This is a genomic window from Sphingobium sp. DC-2 (assembly GCF_000722555.1).
Classification (GTDB): Bacteria; Pseudomonadota; Alphaproteobacteria; order Sphingomonadales; family Sphingomonadaceae; genus Sphingobium; species Sphingobium quisquiliarum.
The window spans coordinates 1-25,559 of the sequence record NZ_JNAC01000165.1 but is presented as its reverse complement, the minus strand read 5'-3'; the positions used below and the strand labels follow the sequence as shown (position 1 = coordinate 25,559).

Here is a 25,559-nt window from a genome sequence, read left to right as displayed (position 1 = left end):
ATGCTGGCGGCGGCGCTCGCGCGGATGTCCGCTCATGACGATGCGACGCAAAAAAAAGAGATGGAAGTGCCTGCAATGACCGATATCATCGCCGCCGACATTGGCGGGACCAACGCCCGCTTCGCCCGTGCGCGGCTGGACGAGCGCAATGTCCCTTCATTGGGCAAGGTGCGCAAATATAAGGTCGCGGACTTCCCCAGCTTGCAGGCTTGCTGGGCGGCCTTCGTCAAGGATGAGGGCGGCGATCTGCCGCAGGCCGCCTCCATCGCCTTTGCAACGGCGATCGGGCGCGACGTGATCAAGCTGACCAACAGCAGCTGGATGATCCGGCCCGAAACGCTGGACGAGGAACTGGGCCTCAAGCAGATGCGGCTGGTCAATGATTTCGAGGCAGTGGCACATGCCGTCGCGCGGCTGCCGCAGGAAAATCTGCCTTTGCTGTTCGGCGAGGACCGCCCCTTTCCGCGCGATGGCGGCGTGACCGTCCTTGGCCCCGGCACAGGCCTGGGCGTGGCGATGATCGCCTTTGACGATGGCGAACCGCATATCGTCGCGACCGAAGGCGGGCATCAGGACTTCGCGCCGGTCGATCCGCTGGAGGACAAGATCCTCGACTATCTGCGCGACAAGTTCCTGCGCGTGTCGACGGAGCGGATGGTGTCGGGTCCCGGCCTCAACAATATCTACAAGGCGATGGCCACGATCGGCCATGAGCGCGTCATGCTGATGGACGATGCCGAACTGTGGCAGGCGGCAGTCGATGGCACGGATGAGTTCGCACGGGCGGCGTTCGAACGCTTCTGCCTTTGCTACGGGTCAGTGGCGGGCGATCTGGCCCTGGCGCACGGCCCGCACGCGGTCGTGCTTGCCGGGGGGCTTACCCAGCGCATGCGCCACCTTTTGCCGCAGACCGGATTTCACCGGCGCTTCATCGCCAAGGGCCGGTTCGAAAGCCTGATGGCGACGGTGCCGATCCGCCTCGCGCTGCATGAGGAAATTGGATTGTATGGCGCCGCCGCCGCCTTCCGGGAGACGAAGTGATGCAATTGAACGTTGCGCAAGTGATGGAACTGGCGCCCGTCATCCCTGTGCTGGTGGTGGAGCGTGTCGAGGACGCCCTGCCGATCGCCCGCGCTCTGGTGAAAGGCGGCCTTCCGGCGTTGGAAGTGACGCTGCGCACGCCCGCCGCGCTCGACGTGATCCGCGAAATGGCGCAAGTGGACGGCGCGGTCGTGGGCGCGGGCACCGTGCTCAATCCCGCGCAACTGGACGCCGCGATGAATGCGGGCGCGCGCTTCATCGTCAGCCCCGGCCTTACGGAGCCGCTGGGTAAGGCCGCCGTCGCTGCGGGCGTGCCATTCCTGCCCGGCACGACCACGGCCGGGGACATCATGCGCGGCATGGACATGGGCCTTTCCCATTTCAAATTCTTTCCCGCCGAAACCTCTGGCGGACTGCCCGCGCTCAAGGCGCTGGCCGCGCCTCTTCACGAAGCGCGCTTCTGCCCCACCGGCGGGATCACGGCGGAGAGCGCGCCCAAATGGCTGGCGGAACCCTTCGTCAAATGCGTCGGCGGCAGCTGGGTCGTGCCCAAGGGTCCGGTCGATGCGGACAAGATCGAGGCGCTGGCGCGGACAGCCGCTGCATTGGCGCGCTGACGCCATTGCGCGCCGCCCGCAGCTTGCCTAGATGAGTGCCCCATGATGCTGCGCCGGTTGCTGCCCTCCCTCGCCCTTTTCCTGTCCGGCTGCGCGGGGACGCTGACCGGCTACCCCTCGCTCGCCAAGCGTTCGATCGAGAATGCGCCGATGGGCGAACCGGCCGCCGCCGCGCCTGCCGTGGCGCAGACGGACCCCGCCGTGCAGGCGCAGGTCAGCAAGCTGACCGCTCAGGCGCAAGCCGGAGCCGCCGCCTTCGACAAGGCCTATCCGGCTGCCGAACGCGCCGTCCGCGCGGCATCGGGGTCAGCGGTCGCCAGCGAAGCATGGGTGGCGGCGCAAACTTCGCTCAGCGCGCTGGAAGCGGCGCGCAACGACAGCGTATCGGCGCTCGCCAGCCTGGATGTTCTCTATGTCGAGCGAAACAACGCCATCGCCGATGGAAAGGCCAGCGGCGGCGTGGAGCAGATCGACGCCGCCCGCGCATCGGCGCTGGCGATCGTGGATTCGCAGAATGACCGGGTCGATGCGCTCAAGAGCAGACTCGCGCAGCCCTGAGCGCCTGTCCGTCAGCTTACCTAGATAGGAAGCGCGGACCGCGCCATCGGCCTCCGCCGCCTCCTGTCAACCGTCCGCTTTGAGCGCGCCTTTATGCGCTTTCCCATTATGGACATAATGGTCGACGCTCTCGCGCATGGTGATCAGCGCCTCGTCAGTCAGGTCTCTCGCATATCCGGCGGGGCGGCCGGTCCATAGCTGGCGATGCGGCACGGTCTTGCCCGGCGCGAGCAGCGCGCCCGCGGCAAGCATGGCATCGCTTTCGACCGTGCATCCGCTCATGACGATGCTGCCGAGGCCCACAAAGGCGCGATCCTTAAGCACGCAGCCATGAACCATGGCCATATGCCCGATCAGCACTTCCTCCCCGATGATAGTGGGCCATCCATCGGGCGGATTACCCGGACTTCCGCTGTCGCAATGGAGGACGGTGCCGTCCTGGATATTGGTGCGCGCGCCGATGCGGATGATGTTCACATCGGCCCGGACCACGCAATTATACCAGATGCTGACATCGGCCCCGATCTCCACATCGCCGATAATGTGGCATCCAGGCGCGATGAAGGCGCTGGGATCGATGACCGGCGTCTTGCCGTTGAAGGGCAGGATGGTGACGCCGGGATGATCGGCGGACAGATGACCGGCCATGCCTCAGGCTCCCAGCAGGCGCGCGGCGTGGAGCGCGTGATAGGTAAGGACGCCCGAGCAACCCGCGCGCTTGAAGGCCAGCAGCGTTTCAAGCACCAGCGCGTCGCGGTCGCCCGCGCCCGCAGCGGCGGCCGCCTCGATCATCGCATATTCGCCCGACACCTGATAGGCGAAGACCGGCACGGAAAAGGCGTCCTTCACCCGCGCGATGATGTCCAGATAGGGTAGCCCCGGTTTCACCATGACGCTGTCCGCGCCTTCGGCCAGGTCCAGCGCCACTTCGCGCAGCGCTTCCTCGCTGTTGGCGGGGTCCATCTGATAGCTTTTCTTGTCGCCCTTCAGCAGCCCGCGCGAGCCCACCGCATCGCGGAATGGACCGTAAAAGGCGCTCGCATATTTGGCGGCATAGGCCATTATCTGGACATTGGCGTGCCCCTCCTCCTCCAGCGCCTCGCGGATCGCGCCGACGCGGCCGTCCATCATGTCGCTGGGCGCGATGATGTCGGCACCGGCGGCGGCCTGATTGAGCGACTGGCCGATCAGAACGTCGATCGTCGCGTCATTGACGACATAGCCCGCCTCGTCCAGCAGCCCGTCCTGCCCATGGACAGTATAGGGGTCAAGCGCCACATCGGTCAGGATGCCGATGCCGGGCACCGCATCCTTGATCGCACGGATCGCGCGGCACATGAGATTGTCGGGATTGAGCGCCTCCGCGCCATCGTCACTGCGCCGGTCCGGCTGCGTATTGGGAAAGAGGGCGAGGCAGGGGATACCCGCGTCCCGTGCTTCCCTGGCGCGGGCGACGATGCCGTCGACGGACCAGCGCGACACGCCGGGAAGCGATGCGATGGGTTCTTCCACACCTTCTCCATCAGTCACGAACAACGGCCAGAGGAGGTCGCTGGGATGAAGGCGATTTTCCGCGTGCATGGCGCGACTCCATGTCGCGGCGCGAGTACGGCGCAGGCGAAGCGCCGGATAAGGGGCATAGCTCATCCGCGCGGTCTAGGCCGCCATGGGAGGCCGATCAAGGTTCCGGTGAAGCCTTCCCGCCGCAGCGATGCCGCACACGCGCATTTTTTTCATTCCCCGGCAAAGCGGCGAAAGAAGCTGTCCTTGTTCCATTGAGGACGCTCATCCGCATTGGCGACGCGCAGCGTGACAGCGGTGACATAGTCGTTGAGCTTGACCGACTCGGCGGGGAGGACGGGTTGCCGCGCGTCATCGAAGGGCGAATGGTAGATATTGGCGCGCCACGCCTTTTCCACTGTGGCTTCCGGGCTGTCCGCCTTGAAACCATATTTGAAGAAGAGAGCGGGGATGCCTTCGCGGATGAAACTATACTGGTCCGAACGGATGAACACGTTGCGATCGGGAAAGGGATCGGGTGTGATCGGCAGCTTCATCTCTGTGCTGACGGCGGCGGCCGCATCGCCCAAGCTGCTCTGGTCATAGCCGATGGGCGTGACGCTGGTGAGCGGAAAGATGGGCAGAGCCATGTCGAAATTGAGGTTGGCGGTAATCGCCTTGCGCGAAACCGTCGGCCGCCGCGCGAAATAGCGCGAGCCAAGCAGCCCCTTCTCTTCCCCCGTCACGATCGCGAAGAGGATGGAGCGGCGAGGCTTTTCCTTCCCCTCCCGCAGGGCGCGCGCGATCTCGATCAGGCTCGCCACCCCTGATGCATTGTCCAGGGCGCCATTGTAGATCGCGTCTCCCCTGATCGGGGTGCCCACGCCATAGCCGTCCAGATGCGCGGACAGGATAACATATTCGTTCCTCAATTGCGGATCGGCGCCGGGCATGACCGCGATGATATTGGAGGATGACAGATCAGCGCGGCGGCTGGCGATGTCGGCTTTCAGACGCTGGGCAAGTGGAAAGGACGGCACCGGTGCGGACGCATCGGCAGCCGCCGCGATGGCGGAAAAGTCCTTGCCGCTGCCTTCGAACAGGAGGGCCGACCTGGCCGGGTCCCACTGCGCCGTGACGAAGGGCGTGGCGCTGTCGCGCAGCGATGCGTCCTTGAAGAACAGGGCTGGCTGAGTGGAAAGCGCCATTCGCCTTTCCCATGGAATCTCCACCTGCCTGGGCGTGACCAGCGTAATGAGGCCGGCCGCGCCCCTGCGGGCAAGCCATGCCGCCCGATCGGACCGGGCATGGGATTTAAGCGCGCCCGAAATCGTCCTGGGACCACCCGAAATCACGACGATGATCTTGCCCTTGACGTCCAGCCCGGCGAAATCGTCATGCCCGGCCTCCGGCAAATGCAGCCCATAACCTGCGAACAGCAACGGCGCGTCCAGCGACTGCGGCAGGGGGCCACCGGCGGCCGAAAAGATGATGTCGCCCGGCGTGGAAAGCGGCCTTTCCCCTGTTGGCCCGATCAGGATTGCCCTGCTCTCTTCCGCCGATATTCTCTGTTCGACGAAGGAAATCGGCTGGCGGTAGCCTTCCGCCCCGGCAGGTTTCAACCCAAGCGCGCGGAACTGGCCGATCACATAGTCTGCGGCGCGATCATAACCGGGGGAGCCCGTCGCCCGGCCTTCATTCGCATCGCTCGCCAACGCTTCGACATGGGACCACCATCGCGCCGCCCTGTCCTGCGCGATGGCAGGAGCATCGGCGATCGCCAGCAGGCCCAATGCCAGGAACAATATGCGCATGATTGATCAGCCTCCCATCGCGCCGGACATGATCTTGCCCCAACGCCTCCGACGAACGAAGGGGCTTGAAGCCGCCACCTGCCCTTGCAGCGCCAGCAGAGGAAGCTATCAGTCGGAGCTTAAAGGCTTATCGGGCAGGAGCAACGGGCTGGTGCGCATCGCAAGGCTATCGAGGAACTGGTTCGCTTTCTGTGCGATCCTTCTGCTCAGCCATCCTGCCGCGGCGGCGACGCGCGGCTACACCATCACCAGTTTCAGCGCGATCCGGGTCGATGCGCCCGTCGAGGTCATCGTCACCACCGGAGCGGGCGCTTCGGCACGGATCGAAGGCGACCAGAGCCTGATCGACCGGCTGCGCATCGACGTGTCGGGACGCTTGCTGACGGTGTCGCTGGACCGCAGCCCGTCTGGCGACAAGGGCGGCGGACGCGCTACCTTGCGCCTTTCCACCGGGGACCTGTCGCGAATCGTCCTGACAGGCGGCGGGTCCGTGTCGGTCAGCCGGATCAGGGGCGGGCGCGGCGACATCATCCTGGGCGGCAATGGCGACATCAGCGTTGCCGCCATCGATGTCGACCAGTTGAACCTGGGCCTTGCTGGCGCTGGCCGGGTCACGCTCGCCGGGCGGGCTGGCATGGCGACGGTGCGGGTGAACGGCCCCGGCGCGGTGGCGGCGGAAGAACTGCATGTCAGGCAAGCGACGGTCGGCAATGACGGGCCGGGCAACATCGCGTTGACCGCCGATGTCACGGCAAAGGTGACCGCATCGGGATCGGGCGATGTCACTGTCCTCGGCAAAGCCGCCTGCCAGGTCGAAAATCGCGGCACGGGACGCATTTCCTGCGGCGGCAAGGCCTATTAGCGCCTTGCGCCCTCGCATGGCGCTTTGCTTATCAACTTGTTTACCCGGCGGCGGGTAGGACGGCTGGAATATAGACCGCCGGATATGCCGATGTTCGCTCGCCTGTTGCTCCTCTTCCTCTTCGTCGCAGCCCCGCAGCCCGCCGGTGCGCAGGTGGCGGTTGCCGATAGCGGCGATACGGGCTGGATGATGCTGTGCGGCCTTCTGGTGCTGCTTGCCGCCCTGCCGGGACTGGCGCTGCGGCACATGGGGCTCGTCAATGTACGCAACGGCCTTGCCATCGCAGCGCAAACCGCCGCCGTGGCTGCTGGTGCGTCGCTGGTCTGGGGGATTGCGGGCTACAGCCTAGCCTATGCGCCGGGAAGCAGCTGGCTTGGCGGAGGAGCCAATATGCTGCTGGCGAACCTCAACCCCTTGCAAGAGGGGATGACGGTCCCCGAATCCGCTTTCGTCCTTTTCCAGATGAGCCTGGCGGTCTTCGCCGCCTGCCTGCTGCCGGGCGCGGTGGCAGGGCGGGCGCGTCTGGGCTGGATGGCTGCGCTCGCGCCGCTCTGGCTGCTCATCGTCTATGCTCCGGTGGCCCATTGGATCTGGGGCGGCGGCTGGCTCGCAGGGCTTGGCGTCATGGACTTCGCGGGCGCTCTGGTGGTCCATGTCAGCGCGGGCTTTTCCGGCCTGGCGCTCATGCTGATGATCGGGCGGCGGCGCTCATCGCCGGACGCTGGCCATGCGCCCTTGCTCAGCATCGCGGGCGGCGCGCTCATATGGATGGGATGGACGGGAGCACTCGGCGGCTGGGCATTGGGCGCTACCGGCGACGCGGCGGCCGCCATATTGAACGCTCATTTCGCGGCCTGCTCCGGCGCGCTTTGCTGGATGCTCATAGACCGCCTCGCGGGAGGGAAACCGTCCGCCACGGGGCCGTTGTCGGGAGCGCTGACGGGGCTTGCCGCCATATCCGCTTCGGGCGCTCTTGCCGGTACGGGCGGCGCGATCCTGACCGGCATCGTGGCGGTGCTCGTCTGCCGGGCTGGCAAGGCTGCGTTCGCCAAACGGATCGACGATGGGTGCGATGTCTTCGTGATCCATGGACTGGGCGGGCTGACCGGCGTGATGCTGATGCCTGTGATGGTGCTGCCGGTGATGGGCGGGGCCGGGTTTGAGCCGGGCATCAGCCTGACCGGCGCGCTCGCGTCGCAGGCGGCTGGCGTTGGGGTGGTGGTGCTATGGTCGATGGCTGGTTCCGCCATCGCCGCGCTGATCCTGTCCGTGCTGCTGCCCATGCGTGGTACGGCCCAGGAGGAAGCGGACGGGCTGGACAGTGTGCAGCATGGCCAGCAGGCCTGGGATTTCCGCTGACACCATGCGCATCGCCGCCGGCATCTTCGCGCATCAGGAGGAACAGAGGATCGCCGCTTGCCTGCGTTCGCTGCCGCTCGACCGCGCCGATATAGTCTTTCATGTGCTGGTGAACGGATCGACTGACGCGACCGCCTCACGCGCGCGGGAGGCAGCGGCGGGACGGGCCAACGTGATCGTGCATGACCTCACTTTCGGCGGAAAGTCGCGGACGTGGAATCATTTCGTGCATGACCTGCTCGCGGGACATGAGGATGCGGTCATCTGCATGGACGGCGACGCTCGGATCGCAGAAGGCTCCATCAATGCGCTGCTGTCGGCTCTGGCCGGGCATCCTCAGGTCAATGCAGCCGCCGGAATGCCGATGAACGGAAGGCTCGCCAGCCACTATCGCCGCATGCTGCGCGAGGAAGGCGGGTTGTTCGGGGACCTTTATGCTCTGTCGGGCAGCTTCGTCCAGCGGATCCGCGATCGCGGGCTTCATCTGCCGCAGGATCTGATCGGCGATGATGGTCTGGTCGCGGCCTGGGCCTATACGGACCTGCAATCGGATGCGGCCTGGAGCCTTGACCGGGTAGTTGCTTGTGAAGACGCTGGTTTCTTCTGCGATCCGGTGCGACTGACCAGTCCGGCAAGCTGGCGGATGCAATATCGGCGGCTGATCAACTATTCCGTGCGCTTCTACCAGAACCGGATCGTGTCCGACATTATGAGCCGCATCGGCCCGGACGGGCTGCCCCCGCGCCTCGCCGACCTATATCCGCTCTGGCTTGAGCGGTTCAGACCCCGTCGCGGCACGGCATGGTGGTTCGACCGGCAAGCCCTGAAACGGATGAGGGCATAGAGCCCCTCGACCCTCAGCGATCCTTGCCAGCCAGTTCCTTGTTGATGAACAGGGCAAGGCCCGTGACGATCGCGCCCGACAGCAGATAGGCGCCAGACGCCGCCAGCCCGAAATTGCTCGACAGCAGCAGCGCGACGAGCGGAGCGAAACCCGCGCCCACCAGCCAGGCAAGGTCGGACGTCAGCGCGGACCCCGTGTAACGCGTCGCGCTGGCGAAGTTGGAGGCGACCACGCCCGATGATTGGCCAAAGCTCAGCCCCAGCAGGATGAAGCCCAGGATCATGAAGGCGATCTCCGCCAGTTCTCCTCCGTTCAGCAGCAGCGGGGCGAGAATGCTGAAAATGCCGATGCCGAGCGCCGACCAGCCGAGCAGAGACCTGCGGCCCACCATGTCAGCGACGAAACCCGACACGATGATGGCCAGGATGCCGACGCACGCGCCGATCGCCTCGATCACGAGGAAGCGCTCCAGCGGCTGATCCGTGTAGAGCGCGATCCAACTGAGCGGGAAGACGGTGACCATGTGGAACAGGGCAAAGCTCGCCAGCGGGGCGAAGGCGCCGATCACGATGTTGCGGCCTTCGTTGCGCACCGTTTCGACGACCGGCGACGGCTGCAATTCGCGCGCTTCGAACAGCCGTTCAAATTCATGGGTGACGACGATGCGCAACCGGGCGAACAGCGCGACGACATTGATCGCGAACGCCACGAAGAAGGGATAGCGCCAGCCCCACTCGATAAAGTCAGCGCGTGACAGGGTGGACAGGAAGAAGGCGAAGAGGCCGCTGGCCACCAGCAGGGCAATGGGCGCGCCAAGCTGCGGCATCATCGCATACCAGCCGCGCTTGTTCGATGGCGCGTTGAGTGACAGCAGCGAGGCCAGCCCGTCCCAGGTTCCCCCCAGCGCGATGCCCTGCCCCGCGCGGAACGCGGCGAGCAGCACCGCCGACCAGACGCCGATCGTCTCATATCCCGGAAGAAAGGCGATGAAGGCCGTCGATCCGCCAAGGAGGAACAACGCGATGGTCAGCTTCACGCCGCGCCCATAGGCCCGGTCGATCGCCATGAAGAGGAAGGAGCCGATCGGCCGCGTGACGAAGGCGAGCGCGAAGATGGCGAAGGACCAGATCGTGCCCGACAGCGGGCTCAGATAAGGGAAGACATGCGCGGGAAAGACGATGCAGGACGCGATGGCATAGACGAAGAAATCGAAAAATTCCGAAGTCCGGCCGATGATCACGCCAATGGCGATCTCGCCAGGCGCAACCCGCTTGTCACGCGCGGTGACGTTGCGGGCATCGCGCTCCATCGACGTGGAAGACGGCGTGGTCGTCGCGGAAGTCATGGGGTGTCGCTGGCCTTCATGCTGCGGGAAATCCATGCAGCATCGCTGCGGCACGGCGAATCATCCCGGTGGTCGAAAGGGGCCATGCATGATTTCGCACCCGCGAGGGGATAGGACAAAAGGTCCAATGTCGAACCCCTCCCCTCCCCCCTATTCGGCCAGCATGACCGTTCGCCGACTCATCCCGTCAACCGCTGTTTTCCGCCGATTTGCCCCTGTGTTGCTGCTGCCTCTGGGCGCGTGCGACTGGGTCGTCATGTCACCAGCGGGCGATGTCGCTGTGCAGCAACGCGACCTCATTCTGGTGTCGACGCTGCTGATGCTGCTGATCATCCTGCCGGTGATGGCGATGACGGTCTGGTTCGCGTGGCGCTACCGGGAAAGGGCGAAGGCGAAGGATTATGATCCTGACTGGGACCATTCGACCAGCCTTGAACTGCTGATCTGGTCGGCGCCGCTGCTGATCATCATCGCGCTTGGCGCGATCACCTGGACCAGCACGCATCTGCTTGACCCCTATCGCCCGATCGAGCGCATCAATGCCGAGCGGAAGGTCGAACCGGCGGCGAAGCGGCTCCAAGTCGAAGTGGTCGCGCTCGATTGGAAATGGCTGTTCATCTATCCCGAACTGGGGATCGCCACCGTCAACGAACTGGCCGCGCCGGTCGATCAGCCGATCGAGTTCAAGATCACGTCATCGACGTTGATGAACAGCTTCTTCGTGCCCGCGCTCGCCGGGCAGATTTACGCCATGCCCGGCATGCAAACCGTCCTGCACGCCGTAGCGAACAAGCCGGGCAATTTCGAAGGCTTTTCGGCCAATTATTCCGGCGCGGGCTTTTCCAACATGCGCTTCCGCTTCCATGCAATGGATCAGGCCGGGTTCGACCAGTGGGTGGCCAAGGTGAAGGCGAGCGGCGCGAAGCTGGACCGGGCCGCCTATGTGAAGCTGGAGCAGCCGAGCGAGAAAGTGCCGCCGCTCTATTTCAGCAGTGTCGAGCCAAAGCTGTTCCATGCCGCGCTCAACATGTGCGCCCAGCCGGGCAAGCGCTGCATGGACGAGGTCATGATGACCGACATGCATGGCGGCGCGGGCAAGGAGTCGGCGCATGACACCCAGGGGCTGCGCCATGACGGCACGATCGATGTCGGCGGCTTCCATCCCCTTCCGCCCGGAAAGCGCGGCGAAATCGCTCAGCCCGCAGGGATGACCCCTGCCGCCGGGCGCACGCCCGCAGCACAGGGCAATGAAGCGCCGGGGCAGAAGGATGCCGATGGGCATATGGGGCATCATGGCCAGTAAGATGCCGGCAGCCCCGCCTGCCTCCATTCGTGTCACGCGTAGCCAAGACATGGGAAGCGCGATGCCAATGTTCCTCGACTGCGCTCGAAACGAACGGGCCTTTGCGCCCGATGTGCCGCTGAACCAAGCACTCCCCCACACCTTTCTCCAGAGGCCCTGAACCCTATGTCTCCCCATCCCGCCTCCGAAAATAGCGGCATCTGGAAGCTGGTCTTCGGCCGCCTCGACTGGAGCGCCATCCCGATCCACGAGCCGATCCTGATCGCCACCTTCCTCGCGGTCGCCGTGGGGGGCGCCGCCATATTGGGGCTGGTCACCAAATACCGGCTATGGGGCATGCTGTGGCGCGACTGGTTCACGACCGTCGACCATAAGCGCATCGGCATCATGTACATGATCCTGGGCCTCATCATGTTCGTGCGCGGTTTCGCCGACGCGATCATGATGCGCATCCAGCAGGCCTGGGCGTTCAATGGCTCGGAAGGCTATCTGAACGCCCATCACTATGATCAGATCTTCACGGCGCACGGCGTCATCATGATCTTCTTCGTGGCGATGCCGATGATCACCGGGATCATGAACTATATGGTTCCGCTGCAAATCGGCGCGCGGGACGTGAGCTTTCCCTTCCTCAACAATTTCAGCTTCTGGATGACGACGGCCGGTGCCGTCATCACCATGATGTCGCTGTTCGTGGGTGAATTCGCGCGGACCGGCTGGCTGGCCTATCCGCCGCTGTCGGGCATCGCCTACTCGCCGGGCGTCGGAGTGGACTATTATATCTGGGGCTTGCAGGTGGCGGGCGTCGGGACATTATTGTCGGGCGTCAACCTGATCGCGACCATCGTCAAGATGCGCGCCCCCGGCATGACGATGATGAAGCTGCCCATCTTCGTGTGGACGTCCCTGCTGTCCAACGTGCTGATCGTCGCCGCCTTCCCGGTTCTGACCGCCGTTCTCGCGTTGCTGAGCCTCGACCGCTATGTCGGCACCGCCTTCTTCACGAACGACATGGGCGGCAATCCGATGATGTATGTGAACCTCATCTGGATCTGGGGCCACCCGGAGGTCTACATCCTGATCCTGCCGCTGTTCGGCGTGTTCAGCGAAGTGACATCGACCTTCTCGTCCAAGCGCCTCTTCGGCTATTCGTCGATGGTCTATGCGACGGTCGTCATCGCGATCCTGAGCTATCTCGTCTGGCTGCACCACTTCTTCACCATGGGATCGGGCGCCAGCGTGAACAGCTTCTTTGGCATCACGACGATGGTCATCTCCATCCCGACCGGGGCGAAGCTGTTCAACTGGCTGTTCACCATGTATCGCGGCCGCATCCGGTTCGAACTGCCGATGATGTGGACAGTCGCCTTCATGCTGACCTTCGTGGTCGGGGGGATGACCGGCGTGCTGCTGGCGGTGCCGCCTGCCGACTTCGTGCTGCACAATTCATTGTTCCTGATCGCGCATTTCCATAACGTGATCATCGGCGGCGTGCTGTTCGGCCTGTTCGCGGCGATCAACTATTGGTGGCCCAAGGCGTTCGGGTTCAAGCTGGACAAGAAGTGGGGCGTGCGCAGCTTCTGGCTGTGGGTGGTCGGCTTCTGGGTCGCGTTCATGCCGCTCTACATATTGGGCCTGATGGGCGTTACCCGGCGCATGCGCGTGTTCGATGATCCAAGCTTGCAGATCTGGTTCCAGATCGCTGCGCTGGGCGCCTTCATGATCGCTGGCGGCATCGCCTGCATGTTCATCCAGTTCGCGGTCAGCATCATCAACCGCGACAAGCTGCGCGACACGACCGGCGACCCGTGGGATGGCCGCACGCTGGAGTGGGCGACCAGCTCGCCGCCGCCCGACTATAATTTCGCCTTCACGCCGGTCATTCACGACACCGACGCATGGGCCGACATGAAGAAGCGCGGCTATCAGCGGCCCACGGGCGGCTACCGGCCGATCCACATGCCCAGCAACACCGGGACGGGCATCATCCTAGGCGGCCTGTCCGTGGCCTTCGCGGTCGGCATGATCTGGTATATGTGGTGGCTCGCGGGGCTGAGCTTCATCGGCATCCTGGCCGTCGCGATCGGCCACACCTTCAACTACAAGCGCGACTATTACATCCCCGAGGATGTGGTGGAACGCACCGAAGGCGAGCACATGCGTCAGCTCGCGATGCAGGGCTGAACCATCATGGCTAGTGTATCCACCATAGACCCTGCCTTCCTGGACAAGGACGGCAATCCCCTCTTCCACCTGGCGGAAGAACCACATCATCCCGAAGGGTCCAGCACCATGCTGGGCTTCTGGATGTACCTGATGAGCGATTGCCTCATCTTCGCCTGCCTGTTCGCCACCTATGCGGTGCTGGGCGGCAGCTATGCGGCGGGGCCCGGCCCCAAGGACCTGTTCGACCTGGAGCTGGTCGCGCTGAACACCGCGATGCTGCTCTTTTCCTCCATCACCTACGGCTTTGCCATGCTGTCGATGGAAAAGAACCGGGTCGCCGCCACGCAGGGCTGGCTGGCCATCACCGGCCTGTTCGGCCTCGCCTTCCTGGGCATCGAGATGTACGAGTTCGCGCATCTCATCCATGAAGGCGCGACGCCGATGCGGTCGGGATTTCTGTCCGCCTTCTTCGCGCTGGTCGGCACGCACGGCCTGCACGTCACCTTCGGCATCATCTGGCTGGTGACGCTGATGGCGCAGGTCGCCAAGAAAGGGCTGATCCCCGCGAACCAGCGCCGCCTCATGTGCCTCAGCATGTTCTGGCACTTCCTTGACGTCGTGTGGATCGGCGTCTTCACCTTCGTCTATCTCATGGGGATGCTGCGATGAGCGCGCACGACCAGCACGACGCCGGGCACAGCCATGGCAGCTTCGGCAGCTACATGATCGGCTTTGGCCTGTCCGTCATCCTGACCGCCATCCCCTTCTGGCTGGTGATGACCGGCGCCTTCGCCAATCCGCAGACCACCGCGATCGTCATCATGGCTTTCGCCGTGGTGCAGATCATCGTCCACATGATCTACTTCCTGCACATGAATACGCGGTCGGAAAGCGGGTGGACGATGATGGCGCTGATCTTTACCATCGTCCTGGTTGTCATCACCCTCGCGGGATCGATGTGGGTCATGTACCACCTGAACACCAACATGATGCCCCAGATGCAGGCCATGTCCCCGCATGACATGAGCCAGATGCCGTGACGGCAAGGCGGCGGGCGACGGGTTTCCTGATTGGTTTTTCGATCGCCGCCGCCCTTCTGTTCGCGGGGCTCGTCAGCCTGGGCGTATGGCAGATCCAGCGCCTCCACTGGAAGCGGGCGCTGATCCATCAGGTCGAAACACGCATCCATGCGCCGGCACGCCCTGCCCCTTCATCCGCCGGTAGCGACGATGCCTATCTGCGAGTCACGGCGCGCGGCACATTCCTGCATGACCGTGCGGCACTGGTGCAGGCATCGACGGTGCGCGGCTTGGGATATTGGGTGATGACGCCGTTGCGCACGGATCGCGGCTTTACCCTGATCGTTAATCGCGGCTTCGTGCCATCCGAGGAACGCTCCAGCTATGCGCGGCCCGGCGGCGTTGTGCGCGTGACCGGCCTGTTGCGCCTGACGGAGCCGGGCGGCGGCTTCCTGCGCGCCAACGATCCCAGCGGCGGCCGCTGGTATTCGCGTGATGTGGAAGCAATCGCGCGCGCCAAGAGCCTCCCTGCGCCGGTGGCCAATTATTTCGTCGATCAGGAGCAGGCGGTTCCCGCCAACGGCTTTCCTGTGGGAGGACTGACAGTGGTCCGCTTTCCCAACAATCACCTGCCCTATGCGATCACATGGTTCGCGCTGGCGGCGATGGTGGCGGGCGCCTACATAGTCGTGATGCGTCATGAATGGAAAGCGCGCCACGCGTGAAGCTGCGCCCATCTATAAGCGGCCGCTGGCTGCCGGGCCAGTGGCCCGCGGATGCCGCTGGGCGCAAGAATATGGCGCTGCTGGTGCAACTGCGATGGGTGGCCATCGCCGGGCAGATCGTGACCATATTGTTCGTGCATTGGGGCATGGGCATCAGCCTGCCCATCTTGGCGATGCTGCTGGTCGCCAGCATCGCCGCCGCGGTGAACATCGTCACCTTCGCCGCGCTGCGCCGCCGCACCGACGTTGCCCATGCGGAACTGTTCGTGGCGCTGCTGTTCGACGTCCTGCTGCTGACGGTGCAGCTTTACCTGAGCGGCGGCGCGACCAACCCGTTCATCTCGCTTTACCTTCTACAGGTCGCTCTCGGCGCGGTGCTGCTTGATCGCTGGAGCATCTGGGGCATCGTCATCATGTCGGCGCTCTGTATTGCAATGCTGTCCTTCGTCTACCGGCCGCTGCATCTGACCGACGCGCTGGAAGGACATCTGTTCGACCTGCACATCGTAGGCACATGGATCTGCCTGACGATGATCGCGGTTCTGCTGGTGCTGTTCATGACCCCGGTGGCCCGCAACCTCCAGGCGCGCGAAGCCTATCTGGCGCGGTTGCGGCAACAGGCGGCAGAGGAGGAACATATCGTCCGCATGGGCCTGCTCGCTTCGGGTGCGGCGCATGAGCTTGGAACGCCGCTGTCCCAACTCGCCGTGGTACTGGGCGACTGGCGTCACATGCCGGAGATCAGCGGCCACCCAGCGCTGAAGGAAGAGGTGGAGGAAATGCAGGCGGCGGTCCAACGCTGCAAGGCGATCGTGACCGGCATTCTGCTGTCCGCTGGCGAAGCGCGCGGCGAAGCGCCCGAAGTCACCAACGTGCGCGATTTCATGGAAGGCATTGCAAGGGATTGGCGGACGGCCAATCCCGGCATGCCGCTGCATTGCGACTTTGGCCCGCATGATTATCCACGCATCGTCGCCGATCCGGTGATCCGGCAAGCGATCGGCAACCTGCTGGACAATGCGCGGGAGGCTGGCGCGAGCTATATCGACCTGCTCGTCGGCCGGGACAGCCATTCGCTGAACATCGCCGTGCGGGATAATGGCAGCGGGTTCAGCGAGGCGATGCTGGCCGACTTCGGCAAGCCCTACCGCTCCAGCAAGGGCAGCGATGGCCGGGGCATGGGCCTGTTTCTGGTCGTGAACGTGGTGCGCAAGCTGGGCGGCAGCGTCAGCGCCAGCAATGGCGCGGACGGCGGCGCGCTCATTCTGATGCGGTTGCCGCTGGGCACCGTGGCGCTGGAGGAGCAGGCGGATGAGTGAGGAAAAGCCCCGGAGCGAGGACAGGCTGCTCGTCCTGGTGGAGGATGACGAAGCCTTTGCCCGGACCCTGAAACGATCGTTCGAGCGGCGCGGATACCGCGTGCTCACCGCTGACAATCAGGCTGCGCTGAACGCGCTTCTGGAAAGCCATAACCCGCAATATGCCGTGGTCGACCTGAAACTGGCCGCGGAATCCGGCCTTGTATGCGTTCAGGCCTTGCACGCTCATGATCCGGCAATGCTGATCGTCGTTCTGACTGGTTTTGCCAGCATCGCCACGGCGGTCGAGGCGATCAAGCTCGGCGCGTCCCACTATCTCGCCAAGCCATCCAACACCGATGATATAGAGGCCGCTTTCGCCCGGTCGGCGGGTGACGCGTCCACCCCGCTGGCGCCCCGGCCAACCTCGATCAAGACCCTGGAATGGGAGCATATTCATGAAGTGCTCAAAGACAGCGACTTCAACATCTCCGAAGCCGCGCGGCGTCTGGGCATGCACCGCCGCACGCTCGCCCGGAAGCTCGCCAAGCGGCAGATCGGATGAAGGAGGACGCTTGGAGCGGGTGAAGGGAACCAGCCAAAAACATAAGTTCCTGACAGCGACGCGCTAAGCCTCAAATCGGCCCATTAGTTGGCACCAGCCGCTCGATCGCCACCTCACGACTGTTTGTGATTATGAGTTCCCGCGCTGCGACCGGCGAGCCGTTGCCTACCGTATATTGCAGATCGACGGTCGCCATGGCGAAGCCGGCAAAAGCCTCGCGGATCTCCGGCACGTCATTGATGCTCATCAGGAACTGTCCGTCGATCGCGCGCAGCTGCTCGGCCATCCCGGCGAACTCGCCGCGATCGAACATCCCGGCTCCATAGTCGCCCTCACTGCCATAGTAAGGCGGGTCGAGATAGAAGAGCATGTCGGGCCGGTCATAGCGCCGCACGAAATCCGACCAGGGCAGCCGCTCGATCGTTACGCCGGCAAGCCGCTCGTGCAGCTGCTCCAACATGGGCTGCAGCTTGGTCACATCGAACGCGCCTGAGTTCGCCGAATCGACGCCGAAGTTGCGACCAGCCACCTTGCCCCCGAACGCCAGCCGCTGGAGATAGAGGAACCGGGCCGCCCGCTCCAGGTCGGTCTGGGTCGAGGGATCGACCCGCATCAGCCGCTCGAAATTGCTCCTGGTCGTCAGCTGGTACCGGAGCATGTCCAGGAACGCGACATAATGGCGCTGCAGGATCCGGAAGAAGGTCGACACATCCTCCGACCAGTCGTTGATAAATTCGGCGCGCGGTCGCCTGCCACGGCGCAGGAAGACACCGCCCATGCCCATGAACACCTCGCCATAGGACTGGTGCGGCACCAGGTCGATCGCGCGCGTGACGCGCTTCCATAGCCGTCTCTTGCCCCCGATATAGGCCGCTACGGGCGACACGGGCGCGACGAAATCATCAAAAAGCGGACTCGACTCCATTACGTTTGTTCCATATCTGTTCACCCCTCCCGAGCGCCGGGAGGCGGGATGAATCCGGCAGGCCAGCCGGTGACATGGCGGGTCGTTTCCGCCGGCTTGAGGCGTTGGCGCGCCTCAACCCCCGCCGAGGCGGGGAACTCACTGGCTCACCGGATGGAGAACCAAATGGACGATGAACTGAAGGCCCGCTTTCGGCAGTTTGCCGAACGCTGGCGGGACGATGAAACGGTGGACGATAGCGGCCTTACCGGCCGCGACCTGAAGGTCATCGCGGCACGGTTGGAAAGGCTCGTGGCGGTTCGCTACGCCAGCCTTGATGAACTGGCCGCCATGACGAAATGACGTGGCGCGCTATCGAGACGGGCTGAAGGTAGCCACCTGTCTGTTCGAGGCGGCGGCTTGGCACCGCACGGTGAAGGTTATCTGCCGGTGCGGTCACTTCGGCCTGTTCCACCCTCATGGCATCTGGTGGCACTTCCACCGCCGAGGATGGGACGACAATTTCGGGGCGGCCCGCGAGAAATTCTGGTGCCGGGAATGCGCCCGCCGACTCGGCAAGCGCATTCGGCCGAAGGGGATCGACCTGGTCGATGCGCCCCCGCAAATCACGCTAACCCTCCCCGACGAACGGGAATGGAAGCGGATCGTCAATCGGTTCCGAGGCTGACCGGCATCCGACCAGCCCCTCCAGTTCAGGGAGGGTCGATGATGTCCGCCCGCGCGGGCGCGGGAGGCGATCGCCCCTCATTGTGCCGGATGATCTCGGCCCGGCTCTCCACATAGGCATTGACCACGCCGGCGTGATGCAGCCGGCATTCCTCATAGAGGCGGGCGTCCACCTGGCTCACCCGCACTAGCGTCGCCACCAGCGGATCCCAGATCTGAGACAGCAACGGGCAAGGCGCACTCAATTCCGCCGTCAGTTCGGCGGGAACAGGCGCTGCCGGTGCGGGCGGCGTTGAGCTCGCGGAGCACGCCGTCAGACAGGCGAGCATCAGGACGGGCGAGAAGCGGATCATGCGCGATCTCCTTTTCAAGGGCAGGCTGGATGATGGTGCGGTGATAGGTCCGCACGGCCGCGATCTTGTCGGCCAAGGTTCGGTCGTTCGAGGTGACGACGGCCGCCAGGCGGCCCTCGCTCCGGCGCAGCAGGATGTTGAAGGTTGCGGCCGTCTCAGCGCGATCAAGGCGCTCATCCGCCTGGGCCCGCTCATAGCCGCGATGGTCGATATACCAGATGACGGCCGCGATCGCCGCGATGGCGAGCAGATGCGGCCAGATTCGCGAGAAGATCGCTCCCATCACTCACCTCCATAATTCTTGTCAGGAATCAGCGCGGCGAGCGTGCCGACGGCGAGGCTGAGCCAACTCCAAGGGGCCGGGAGCACCGAAGCCGCGCCGATCGCGGTCCCGATGCCGACGAAGGTCGATCGCTCCTGCAGGCGCGATCGCAGCCAGCGCAGCGCGCTCACGCCTCATTCCTGGACACGGGCACGCCGGCAGCCGTGAGCTTCACGGGACCGCCGATGACCGGCACCAGCGTCGGCCAACGCCGCGCGACGCAGCGGCTTTTTTCCAGCCGCATGACGCTCACGCGGTCGCCCTGGTTGCCGCCCAGCACATGATAGTGCGTTGGATCCTCGCCGACATAAAAGGCGACATGCCCGCCGCCCGCTCGATCGAAGACGAGGATTGCCCCGGGCGCGAGCCGATCGGCCGCGATCGCGCTGCCCCAGGTCGCCCATGCCTTCGCCCGCACGCCCACCTTCATGGCCGTCAGATTGACGCCGGCGACGCGCAGGCAGTGCGCGACGAACAGGCCGCACCAGGGCGTGCTGTCGGCATTGTAGAGGATGCCCAGCACCTTGATGCCGAGCAGCTTGGCCCAGCCAAGGATGGTGCCGTTGTTGGCAGCGCCAGCAGCTTCACGCGTGCCGAGCAGTTGCCGCGCGGCGAGCAGCCACGCGGGATCGGTCGAATTCATCACATTCCCCCATTAAAAAGGGCGCTAAAAGCGCCCGTGAAAGATCGGATTTTATGGCGGCCTCAGACCCGCTCGGGCTCCGGTGCCGGGCGGTCGATCATCGCGGCGAGCGAGGCGATATCCTCGGGCATGGCCGGATCGAGCGGGAATGCGCGATCGAGCATCATCTGGGCCCGGGCGAGGTTCGGATTATCCGGCTCCAGCCGCCGAAGCGGCTCCGCCACCAGTTCAAAGGCGCGGCGAAGGACGCGGTTTTCCACCGTCAGCCGCCGCAGCTGCGTCTCGATCCGCTGCTGATAGTCGCGATCGCGCTTGTCCTGCTGCTCTTCGCGGGCCTGTAGCTCTTCATGCCACGCCTGCAGCTTGGCCGCCCGCGTTCGGGCCCGGGCATCCCTCCAATTCAGCGCCCAGGCAGCCCCTTTGCCAAAGGCGTAAAGAAGGGCAACGCAGCCAGCCACCATGCCGCCCGCCTCACCCGCTGTTCCCGCATCAGCCACACGCGTCTCCCCTCAACTGCTTAGAGCACCCGCTCGCCGCGCGCGGCGTAATAAGCCTTCACATAGTCGTAGATATACTGGAGCTGCTCCAGCGTAAGGCTAGCAGCGTGCCGCGATACCATCGCGATATCGCAGGTGTCATCATAGCCGCCTGCGAAATAGTCTCCACCGATCCGCAGCGGCCTGTCGCCATTCACGGCGCTCTCAATGCCCATGTCTTCGCTGATGACCAGCTTGCCGCCGACCACTTCGACCAGCTTCATATTGTCCTGCGCCGTGACGACAGCTTTGAACCTGAAGAACGCTTCCTGATACGCGCCGCCATCCTCGAAATAGGCGGCATCGACGCCGTCACCGTGCGCCATCAGGCCACCCGTATTGACCAGCGAAATCCCGAAATTCGTGGTGCCGTTATATGAGGAAAACAGGCTCCGCCCTGGCACCGCGTCACCGCTGGCCGGGTTCGGCATCCGGGAAACGGAAATGAGGGTCTGCGCCACGTCAGCCAAGCCGATGTCGACCTGAGATGTCTGGATATAGTTGGTCTGGCTGCTGCCGCTGAAGCGGGCATAGCTGGGCTGATAGAGGATCGAGCCGCTGACAACGCCGTCAGGCCCGCCGGCGCGGTTCTTTACGGACGACAGTGCGCCGCCGCCGAGGATGAACAGCGATGTTGCGCTTTCGATGAAGGGGTAAGCGGTGACGCCGGCAGGATCGACGACCGTTGCCGTGGGAATTTCAATTCGCATGTAGAAGTCTCCCGAGAAGTGAGGGATGAAGGCGATAGGCGACGTGCCCGGAACGCGTTCCGGGCACTGTCTCACGAATGTTGAATGACCCCGCCTAGCGGTCAGATAGGATCAGGCGAGGCACGAAAGGCCGATGCAACTGTACCCGTTGGGAGCGGGTCAAACAGCGACTGGGAAATAGGACCGCTCCAATCGGCAGCGGCAAGTGAGTATCCGAGGATGGATCGGACGAGCTCATCACCCCCATCCTGCTGAGCAAAGAAGCGCCGGAAAGCGAAGGCGCAAGCATCCGCTATTTGCAGAAAAGGCGCGTCGCCCTTTTCGGCGAAGTGAATGCCGTCCCTGATCCGCTCAATACCCCAGCGTATCTGCTGCGTCGTCCGGCCCGTTGCGCGCTCGTACTGCGTCGGACGGAGCAAATTGGGGTCTGGTGGCAGCGCTGGACGCATCGCCTTAGCTACAGTGACGGCTTCACGCAGTCGCTGCCGCATAGTTGGCACATCTTCAGCGATAACTGTAGCAACCTCGCGTGGGCCGCATGAGTCGCGCAAGTAGGCATCCGCTCGCACGAGGCAGCCAGCAAACGCCATGAAATGATGCCATTCAGATAACTTCATCGGAATGTTACGTTGATCTATGACCGACTGCCCGCCGGAGTCCCTCCGAACCTTTCCCAACGCGATGGGCAGTCGTAGACGGCGAGGAATATCGCACATGTCCAAGATGAGTTTCTTACGATCTTCGCGGCTCCAACCGTCTCGGTATTTAGGATCACCCCAGATGCTCTTTGCGTGAAAGATGAATTTAGATCGGAATTGCAGAGGAACGCGATCCAGCACCTCAGCAACCATCTTCTCAGCTTCGAAATATTGCTCATCTGGGCTGATGATTACCCCAACGACAACCGTGACGGGCTCGTTTGCTGACGTGCCTGCTTCATCGATGTAGATGTATCTCACCGGTAAATCGCCCCCTAGCTTTCCACCGAACAGAGCAGAAGCAGAATAGGCCTTTATCTTATTGTTTTGAGCCATGCATCACCATCTCAGCCCACGACCTTGTCGAAGCAGACGCACCAATTATGCATCGGCAGATTGCGGAATCCTCTGTCATAGATGATCCAGTCGCCCTGACTGTCGCGCAGATTTCCCCGGTTCCCCGTGACGGGGCCAACGTCGTCACCGACTGCACCGTTGCCGCCATAAACTAGCCGGTCGGATGCGGCCCAGTTGGTGGCGCAGCTGATCTTGACGATGTTCGGCCCAACGATCTGGACGGCGCTGATCGGCACTTCTATGCCAAGCGACGTGAAGCGCTGGAATCCCATGTTCGCCACGGCCGCGACGATGTCGGTATCGAACTCCAGCGCATAGTCATTGTTGAACTCGACCAGCAGGTGCTTGCCCTGGCGATAGAAGGCGACAGTATCGAGCGGCTGCGGCTTGGGCAGGCCCATGATGACCACTCGATAATAGGAGAGGCCGTAATAGGCGGCGAGCCAATCCGTCCCATCCGAGCTGATATGGGTCGCGCCGTCTGCCACGCGGGGCAGGAAGTAAGACGGCGCGGCGCAGATGATATGCTCGTGATCCTTGGCGGCCTGCACATAGGCCTCATAGAGCGTCGCGGGCGTGATGCCCGGCTCCGAATAGCGCTGCCATGTCACCAGCTTCAGCGGATTGCGCCGCGTGAAGACGGCCGCGGTGTCGGTCTGCACATCGAGGCGCAGCTGCTCCAGCACCGCGCCGTAATCATCCTCCAACTCTTCGCTAAAGGCGCCCTGCGTCCAGGACATCATCGGGAAGTCGTAGGTCATCCCTAAATCAGCGGCCCGGTCATATCCGGCACCCACCTGCGCGATCAGACGGTTATAGGTATTATAGGCGCCACCCTTCGACAGATCCGCGATCGACATATTGCCGTCGCCGGGCGTCGACGACAGCAGCCGATGCGTAATGTCGCGGGGCGTCAGATTGTTGTGATAGGCCAGCAGTTCCTTCACCATGTCGGTCTGCGCGGTCGCCATGGTCTGCCCCAGACCGTTGGGCAGGAAGGTTGTGTATTTTGGCGACCCCACGTCCTGCCGCTCCGTCAGGGGGGCAAGGCTGGCATAGCGCGCTGCATTGTCCGGATCGCTGGTGTTGAACGACTGGGTGCGGACGCCGGCGACGAACATCAGATTGTCGAACCGCTGCATCTTCGGCTGCGTCAGCAGGTTTTCAAAGCCCATGCTCCAGCTTTGGCCATAGGCCGGGAAGAAGCTGATTTCCGCCAGCATCAGTGTCTTGAGCTTCTTCGTCGTGCGGATCTCGCCGGACACCGTCAGAGCTCGCTGGAGCGGGTCATAGGCGAACATGGCCCGGCCCTGCGGATCGGTCGCTGAGACACCGCCCAGCGGGTCGGTGATGAGCTTGGCCTGCCCTGCGAGGATGAGGCGCTGGAGCATGTCCACGAGCAGCAGCGCGCGACCTGTCGGATCAGTGACGGAAAAGCCGTTGGGGTTATCCGTTTTCACCACGTCCGCGATCGGCGACACCTTGCCGACAGCATCGGCCGCATCTGCCACCGCCTGATCGACGCTGTCCTGCTGTTCTTCCGTCAGGCCGGGGCCGCGCAGGCCGCCGACCTGCGCGCTAAAATATTGCGTGCTCAAGGCTGGGTTACTCCCGGTTCGAGGATGAAGCGACCGAGCGCCAGCTTGTCTTGCTGGCCATCGGCATAGGTCAGGATGATGTCGTAGGCGTAGACGTCGGCCTCTCCCGGCTCGGGCTGGTTGAGGCCGGTCGGCATGGCGGCCAGCGCATCCTGATTTGCGCCGGGGAAGACGCGAAGGCAGCGCTGCCCGCCGGGGACCGAAGGCGGCAAATCCTGAAAGGCGAGGCTTTCCCCGATGATCAGCGGGGAGCCGGGCTGCCCCGGATAAAGACGCACCTCCATCTTGATGGTCGCCCCATCCAGCGGGAGCTCCGCGCCCGGATAGAACAGGTCTATGGTCGGCGCCCACGCAAGGTTGCGCGAGGCCGTCAGGTCGAGGCTGGCGGTCATGATTGCTCCGATTGTGGACTGGTGTCAGGTGCGGCGCTGGAACAGGCCCGCCGAGAAACCGGCGCCTGCGTCGATGTAGATGCTGCTGTCGAAATAGAGGGTCGCGGCGGAGGTGCCGATCGAGCGGAGCAGCGTGGCACTCCTCAGTTCAGCCCCTTGCCAGTAGGATATCGCGCTGCCGTCGGCAGACTGGACAACCCACAGGACATCGCCGGGCGCCCACGACCCGACGACGTTCTGTCCGCCGCCCTCGATCGACTTCAGCACACCTCCGCTATCGAAGAAGAAGCCGAAATCGACCGCATAATCGTCGGTGGCGTTTGGCGCGGCCGAAAGACCACCGATGACTATGGACGCCGCTTCCGGCGCGATTATCCGCGCGACCGCATTGCCCATGAAGCCAGTCGTGCTGACCGCCGAAGCATCCCAACCAGGGCCGGCGACAGACCGGACGATCGAGAACATATCATCCCCAGCTGCCGTGACCGTCGTGTTGCCGCCATCGATCAGCGCTGCAGCCCCCATCCACTCGCTAATCGCCTCGGGACCGAGAATCTGCCGATCGCCCTGATTGCCCGCCACACGGTAGCGAACAGACACTTCATAGCGGACGCCGGCGACGGCACCAGGGATAACCTTGGTCGTGGTGGTCGACGGCTCGAGGCTTGCGCCAATCCAATTGTCGTCGGGACCATTTCCCGCATCATAGGGCCGATACTCAAAGGTGATTTCCTCCGCATTGCTGCTGCTCGCACTGCCGGTGACGACGATCGACAGGCCAGCACTGCCGCCCAGCGCCTCAACAGACATCGACCAGCCGGTTGGCGCGTCCGGCGTGCCTGAGCCGCCATTCTCCCAACTCGCATCATCGGCATCGCCAGGGGGGACAAGCGTCGGCGGAGGCGGCGCTGTGCCGGTCATGGCGAGAGCAAGAGCGTGCTTTTCCGTCGTCTCCGTTTCAAAGGTCAGTGTGACGGTGCCACTCGCGATATCCTTGCTGATCGCTGCCACAACGCACAGTCGATCAAGGCCCGTGTCCGGATCGATTACCTGATAGGCTTCACCCAACCGGGCCTCCCACATGCGGGGCTTGCAGGGGATGCTAATCCCTGAAAGCTCGCGCCGGTTGAACAGCTCATAGGCGGTCAGCTGCGCCGCCTGGTTCTTGTCGGTCACGAGCTCACACAGATACTCTTCTTCCTTGGGCTCGCCATCCATCGCAATGTAACTTTCGAAGCTAATCGCTTCGGACTGGACATATTCCCACTTATTGGCCTCCGATCGATATTTCGGGTGTCGTTGCCCCTTAATTCCCGGACAGTTCCTCACTGGTTGAACGTGTG

General features: G+C 63.7%; 29 protein-coding genes and 1 pseudogene. 15 read left to right on the top strand and 15 right to left on the bottom strand.

The genetic code is table 11. The features are described from left to right. Window positions 1–24: 24 nt before the first annotated feature. Genes glk through ET21_RS0124060 form a run of 3 tightly spaced genes read left to right on the top strand, consistent with a single transcriptional unit; the run spans window position 25 to window position 2,216 of the window. Complete coding sequence (gene glk, locus ET21_RS0124070) at window positions 25–1,041, top strand: glucokinase (protein ID WP_272945243.1); 1,017 nt, start codon at window positions 25–27, stop codon at window positions 1,039–1,041. After that, entirely contained in the window at window positions 1,041–1,658 is a 618-nt protein-coding gene (eda, locus tag ET21_RS0124065) for a bifunctional 4-hydroxy-2-oxoglutarate aldolase/2-dehydro-3-deoxy-phosphogluconate aldolase (RefSeq protein WP_030541669.1), read from the top strand. Before glk ends, eda begins: the two co-directional genes overlap by 1 nt. A 42-nt stretch (window positions 1,659–1,700) precedes the next feature. Beyond that, entirely contained in the window at window positions 1,701–2,216 is a 516-nt protein-coding gene (locus ET21_RS0124060; RefSeq protein ID WP_030541668.1) for a hypothetical protein, read from the top strand. Between the two features lie 66 nt (window positions 2,217–2,282). On the opposite strand, the gene ET21_RS0124055 is transcribed toward ET21_RS0124060, so the two are convergent. The 3 genes from ET21_RS0124055 to ET21_RS0124045 form a co-directional block, all read right to left on the bottom strand. Beyond that, a complete protein-coding gene (locus ET21_RS0124055; protein ID WP_030541667.1) occupies window positions 2,283–2,864 on the bottom strand; it encodes a gamma carbonic anhydrase family protein in 582 nt (193 codons plus the stop codon). A 3-nt stretch (window positions 2,865–2,867) separates the two neighbouring features. Next, window positions 2,868–3,863 carry a porphobilinogen synthase gene (gene hemB, locus ET21_RS0124050; protein ID WP_030541666.1) on the bottom strand — a complete coding sequence of 332 codons (996 nt, stop codon included), beginning with the start codon at window positions 3,861–3,863 and terminating at the stop codon, window positions 2,868–2,870. Between the two features lie 86 nt (window positions 3,864–3,949). Continuing rightward, window positions 3,950–5,530 (bottom strand): M28 family metallopeptidase, encoded by a 1,581-nt coding sequence (locus ET21_RS0124045; protein ID WP_030541665.1) that lies wholly within the window; start codon window positions 5,528–5,530, stop codon window positions 3,950–3,952. Window positions 5,531–5,681: 151 nt separating this feature from the next. Between ET21_RS0124045 and ET21_RS0124040 the strand changes: the two genes are divergently transcribed. The 3 genes from ET21_RS0124040 (at window position 5,682) to ET21_RS0124030 (ending at window position 8,595) form a co-directional block, all read left to right on the top strand. Beyond that, complete coding sequence (locus ET21_RS0124040; protein ID WP_236613012.1) at window positions 5,682–6,392, top strand: head GIN domain-containing protein; 711 nt, start codon at window positions 5,682–5,684, stop codon at window positions 6,390–6,392. Window positions 6,393–6,482: 90 nt separating this feature from the next. Then, window positions 6,483–7,751 (top strand): ammonium transporter, encoded by a 1,269-nt coding sequence (locus ET21_RS0124035; protein ID WP_037471868.1) that lies wholly within the window; start codon window positions 6,483–6,485, stop codon window positions 7,749–7,751. Between the two features lie 4 nt (window positions 7,752–7,755). Then, on the top strand, window positions 7,756–8,595 hold the full coding sequence (locus tag ET21_RS0124030) for a glycosyltransferase family A protein (protein ID WP_030541662.1): 840 nt from the start codon (window positions 7,756–7,758) through the stop codon (window positions 8,593–8,595). A gap of 13 nt (window positions 8,596–8,608) precedes the next feature. On the opposite strand, the gene ET21_RS0124025 is transcribed toward ET21_RS0124030, so the two are convergent. Next, entirely contained in the window at window positions 8,609–9,940 is a 1,332-nt protein-coding gene (locus ET21_RS0124025) for an MFS transporter (RefSeq protein WP_030541661.1), read from the bottom strand. Between the two features lie 163 nt (window positions 9,941–10,103). Between ET21_RS0124025 and cyoA the strand changes: the two genes are divergently transcribed. The 7 genes from cyoA to ET21_RS0123985 all read left to right on the top strand — a co-directional run bounded on the left by cyoA (window position 10,104) and on the right by ET21_RS0123985 (window position 17,016). Beyond that, window positions 10,104–11,243, top strand: coding sequence for a ubiquinol oxidase subunit II (gene cyoA / locus ET21_RS0124020; RefSeq protein ID WP_030541660.1), 1,140 nt, complete (start codon window positions 10,104–10,106; stop codon window positions 11,241–11,243). A gap of 165 nt (window positions 11,244–11,408) precedes the next feature. After that, the gene (gene cyoB, locus ET21_RS0124010) at window positions 11,409–13,427 is read left to right on the top strand and encodes a cytochrome o ubiquinol oxidase subunit I (RefSeq protein WP_030541659.1); all 2,019 of its coding nucleotides are present in this window, start codon (window positions 11,409–11,411) and stop codon (window positions 13,425–13,427) included. Between the two features lie 6 nt (window positions 13,428–13,433). After that, window positions 13,434–14,078 (top strand): cytochrome o ubiquinol oxidase subunit III, encoded by a 645-nt coding sequence (gene cyoC, locus ET21_RS0124005; protein ID WP_021237913.1) that lies wholly within the window; start codon window positions 13,434–13,436, stop codon window positions 14,076–14,078. Then, complete coding sequence (gene cyoD, locus ET21_RS0124000) at window positions 14,075–14,449, top strand: cytochrome o ubiquinol oxidase subunit IV (RefSeq protein ID WP_030541658.1); 375 nt, start codon at window positions 14,075–14,077, stop codon at window positions 14,447–14,449. The genes cyoC and cyoD overlap by 4 nt, the downstream gene beginning before the upstream one ends. Continuing rightward, window positions 14,446–15,153, top strand: a complete 708-nt coding sequence (locus tag ET21_RS0123995; RefSeq protein WP_030541657.1) for an SURF1 family protein — start codon at window positions 14,446–14,448, stop codon at window positions 15,151–15,153. The genes cyoD and ET21_RS0123995 overlap by 4 nt, the downstream gene beginning before the upstream one ends. Beyond that, window positions 15,132–16,472, top strand: a complete 1,341-nt coding sequence (locus tag ET21_RS0123990; protein WP_021237910.1) for an ATP-binding protein — start codon at window positions 15,132–15,134, stop codon at window positions 16,470–16,472. The genes ET21_RS0123995 and ET21_RS0123990 overlap by 22 nt, the downstream gene beginning before the upstream one ends. Further along, complete coding sequence (locus ET21_RS0123985; RefSeq protein ID WP_030541655.1) at window positions 16,465–17,016, top strand: response regulator transcription factor; 552 nt, start codon at window positions 16,465–16,467, stop codon at window positions 17,014–17,016. Before ET21_RS0123990 ends, ET21_RS0123985 begins: the two co-directional genes overlap by 8 nt. Before the next feature lie 70 nt (window positions 17,017–17,086). Here the strand turns inward: ET21_RS0123985 and ET21_RS0123980 are convergent, their stop codons facing one another. Further along, window positions 17,087–17,941 (bottom strand): DNA adenine methylase, encoded by an 855-nt coding sequence (locus ET21_RS0123980; protein ID WP_037471853.1) that lies wholly within the window; start codon window positions 17,939–17,941, stop codon window positions 17,087–17,089. A gap of 165 nt (window positions 17,942–18,106) precedes the next feature. On the opposite strand from ET21_RS0123980, the gene ET21_RS27985 reads away from it, so the two are divergent. Then, window positions 18,107–18,283 (top strand): hypothetical protein, encoded by a 177-nt coding sequence (locus ET21_RS27985; protein WP_156029349.1) that lies wholly within the window; start codon window positions 18,107–18,109, stop codon window positions 18,281–18,283. A 1-nt stretch (window position 18,284) separates the two neighbouring features. Continuing rightward, window positions 18,285–18,608: a hypothetical protein gene (locus ET21_RS0123970; protein WP_030541653.1), complete on the top strand. Its 324-nt coding sequence runs from the start codon at window positions 18,285–18,287 to the stop codon at window positions 18,606–18,608. Between the two features lie 25 nt (window positions 18,609–18,633). On the opposite strand, the gene ET21_RS27980 is transcribed toward ET21_RS0123970, so the two are convergent. The 10 genes and pseudogenes from ET21_RS27980 to ET21_RS28090 form a co-directional block, all read right to left on the bottom strand. Then, on the bottom strand, window positions 18,634–18,807 hold the full coding sequence (locus ET21_RS27980) for a hypothetical protein (RefSeq protein WP_156029348.1): 174 nt from the start codon (window positions 18,805–18,807) through the stop codon (window positions 18,634–18,636). After that, complete coding sequence (locus ET21_RS0123960) at window positions 18,761–19,243, bottom strand: hypothetical protein (RefSeq protein ID WP_030541652.1); 483 nt, start codon at window positions 19,241–19,243, stop codon at window positions 18,761–18,763. Before ET21_RS0123960 ends, ET21_RS27980 begins: the two co-directional genes overlap by 47 nt. Then, on the bottom strand, window positions 19,243–19,413 hold the full coding sequence (locus tag ET21_RS27975; RefSeq protein WP_022681143.1) for a hypothetical protein: 171 nt from the start codon (window positions 19,411–19,413) through the stop codon (window positions 19,243–19,245). The genes ET21_RS0123960 and ET21_RS27975 overlap by 1 nt, the downstream gene beginning before the upstream one ends. Next, window positions 19,410–19,925, bottom strand: coding sequence for a TIGR02594 family protein (locus ET21_RS0123950; RefSeq protein ID WP_022681144.1), 516 nt, complete (start codon window positions 19,923–19,925; stop codon window positions 19,410–19,412). The genes ET21_RS27975 and ET21_RS0123950 overlap by 4 nt, the downstream gene beginning before the upstream one ends. 62 nt (window positions 19,926–19,987) lie before the next feature. Further along, window positions 19,988–20,422 (bottom strand): hypothetical protein, encoded by a 435-nt coding sequence (locus tag ET21_RS0123945; protein WP_156029347.1) that lies wholly within the window; start codon window positions 20,420–20,422, stop codon window positions 19,988–19,990. Between the two features lie 20 nt (window positions 20,423–20,442). Continuing rightward, window positions 20,443–21,171, bottom strand: a complete 729-nt coding sequence (locus tag ET21_RS0123940; RefSeq protein ID WP_030541650.1) for a hypothetical protein — start codon at window positions 21,169–21,171, stop codon at window positions 20,443–20,445. Between the two features lie 101 nt (window positions 21,172–21,272). Next, on the bottom strand, window positions 21,273–22,205 hold the full coding sequence (locus ET21_RS0123935) for a DUF3800 domain-containing protein (RefSeq protein WP_030541649.1): 933 nt from the start codon (window positions 22,203–22,205) through the stop codon (window positions 21,273–21,275). Between the two features lie 11 nt (window positions 22,206–22,216). Further along, window positions 22,217–23,824 (bottom strand): hypothetical protein, encoded by a 1,608-nt coding sequence (locus tag ET21_RS0123930; protein ID WP_030541648.1) that lies wholly within the window; start codon window positions 23,822–23,824, stop codon window positions 22,217–22,219. Beyond that, a complete protein-coding gene (locus ET21_RS0123925) occupies window positions 23,821–24,216 on the bottom strand; it encodes a hypothetical protein (RefSeq protein ID WP_030541647.1) in 396 nt (131 codons plus the stop codon). The genes ET21_RS0123930 and ET21_RS0123925 overlap by 4 nt, the downstream gene beginning before the upstream one ends. A gap of 24 nt (window positions 24,217–24,240) precedes the next feature. Continuing rightward, window positions 24,241–25,559 (bottom strand): annotated as a pseudogene (locus ET21_RS28090) (hypothetical protein); the annotation flags it as partial.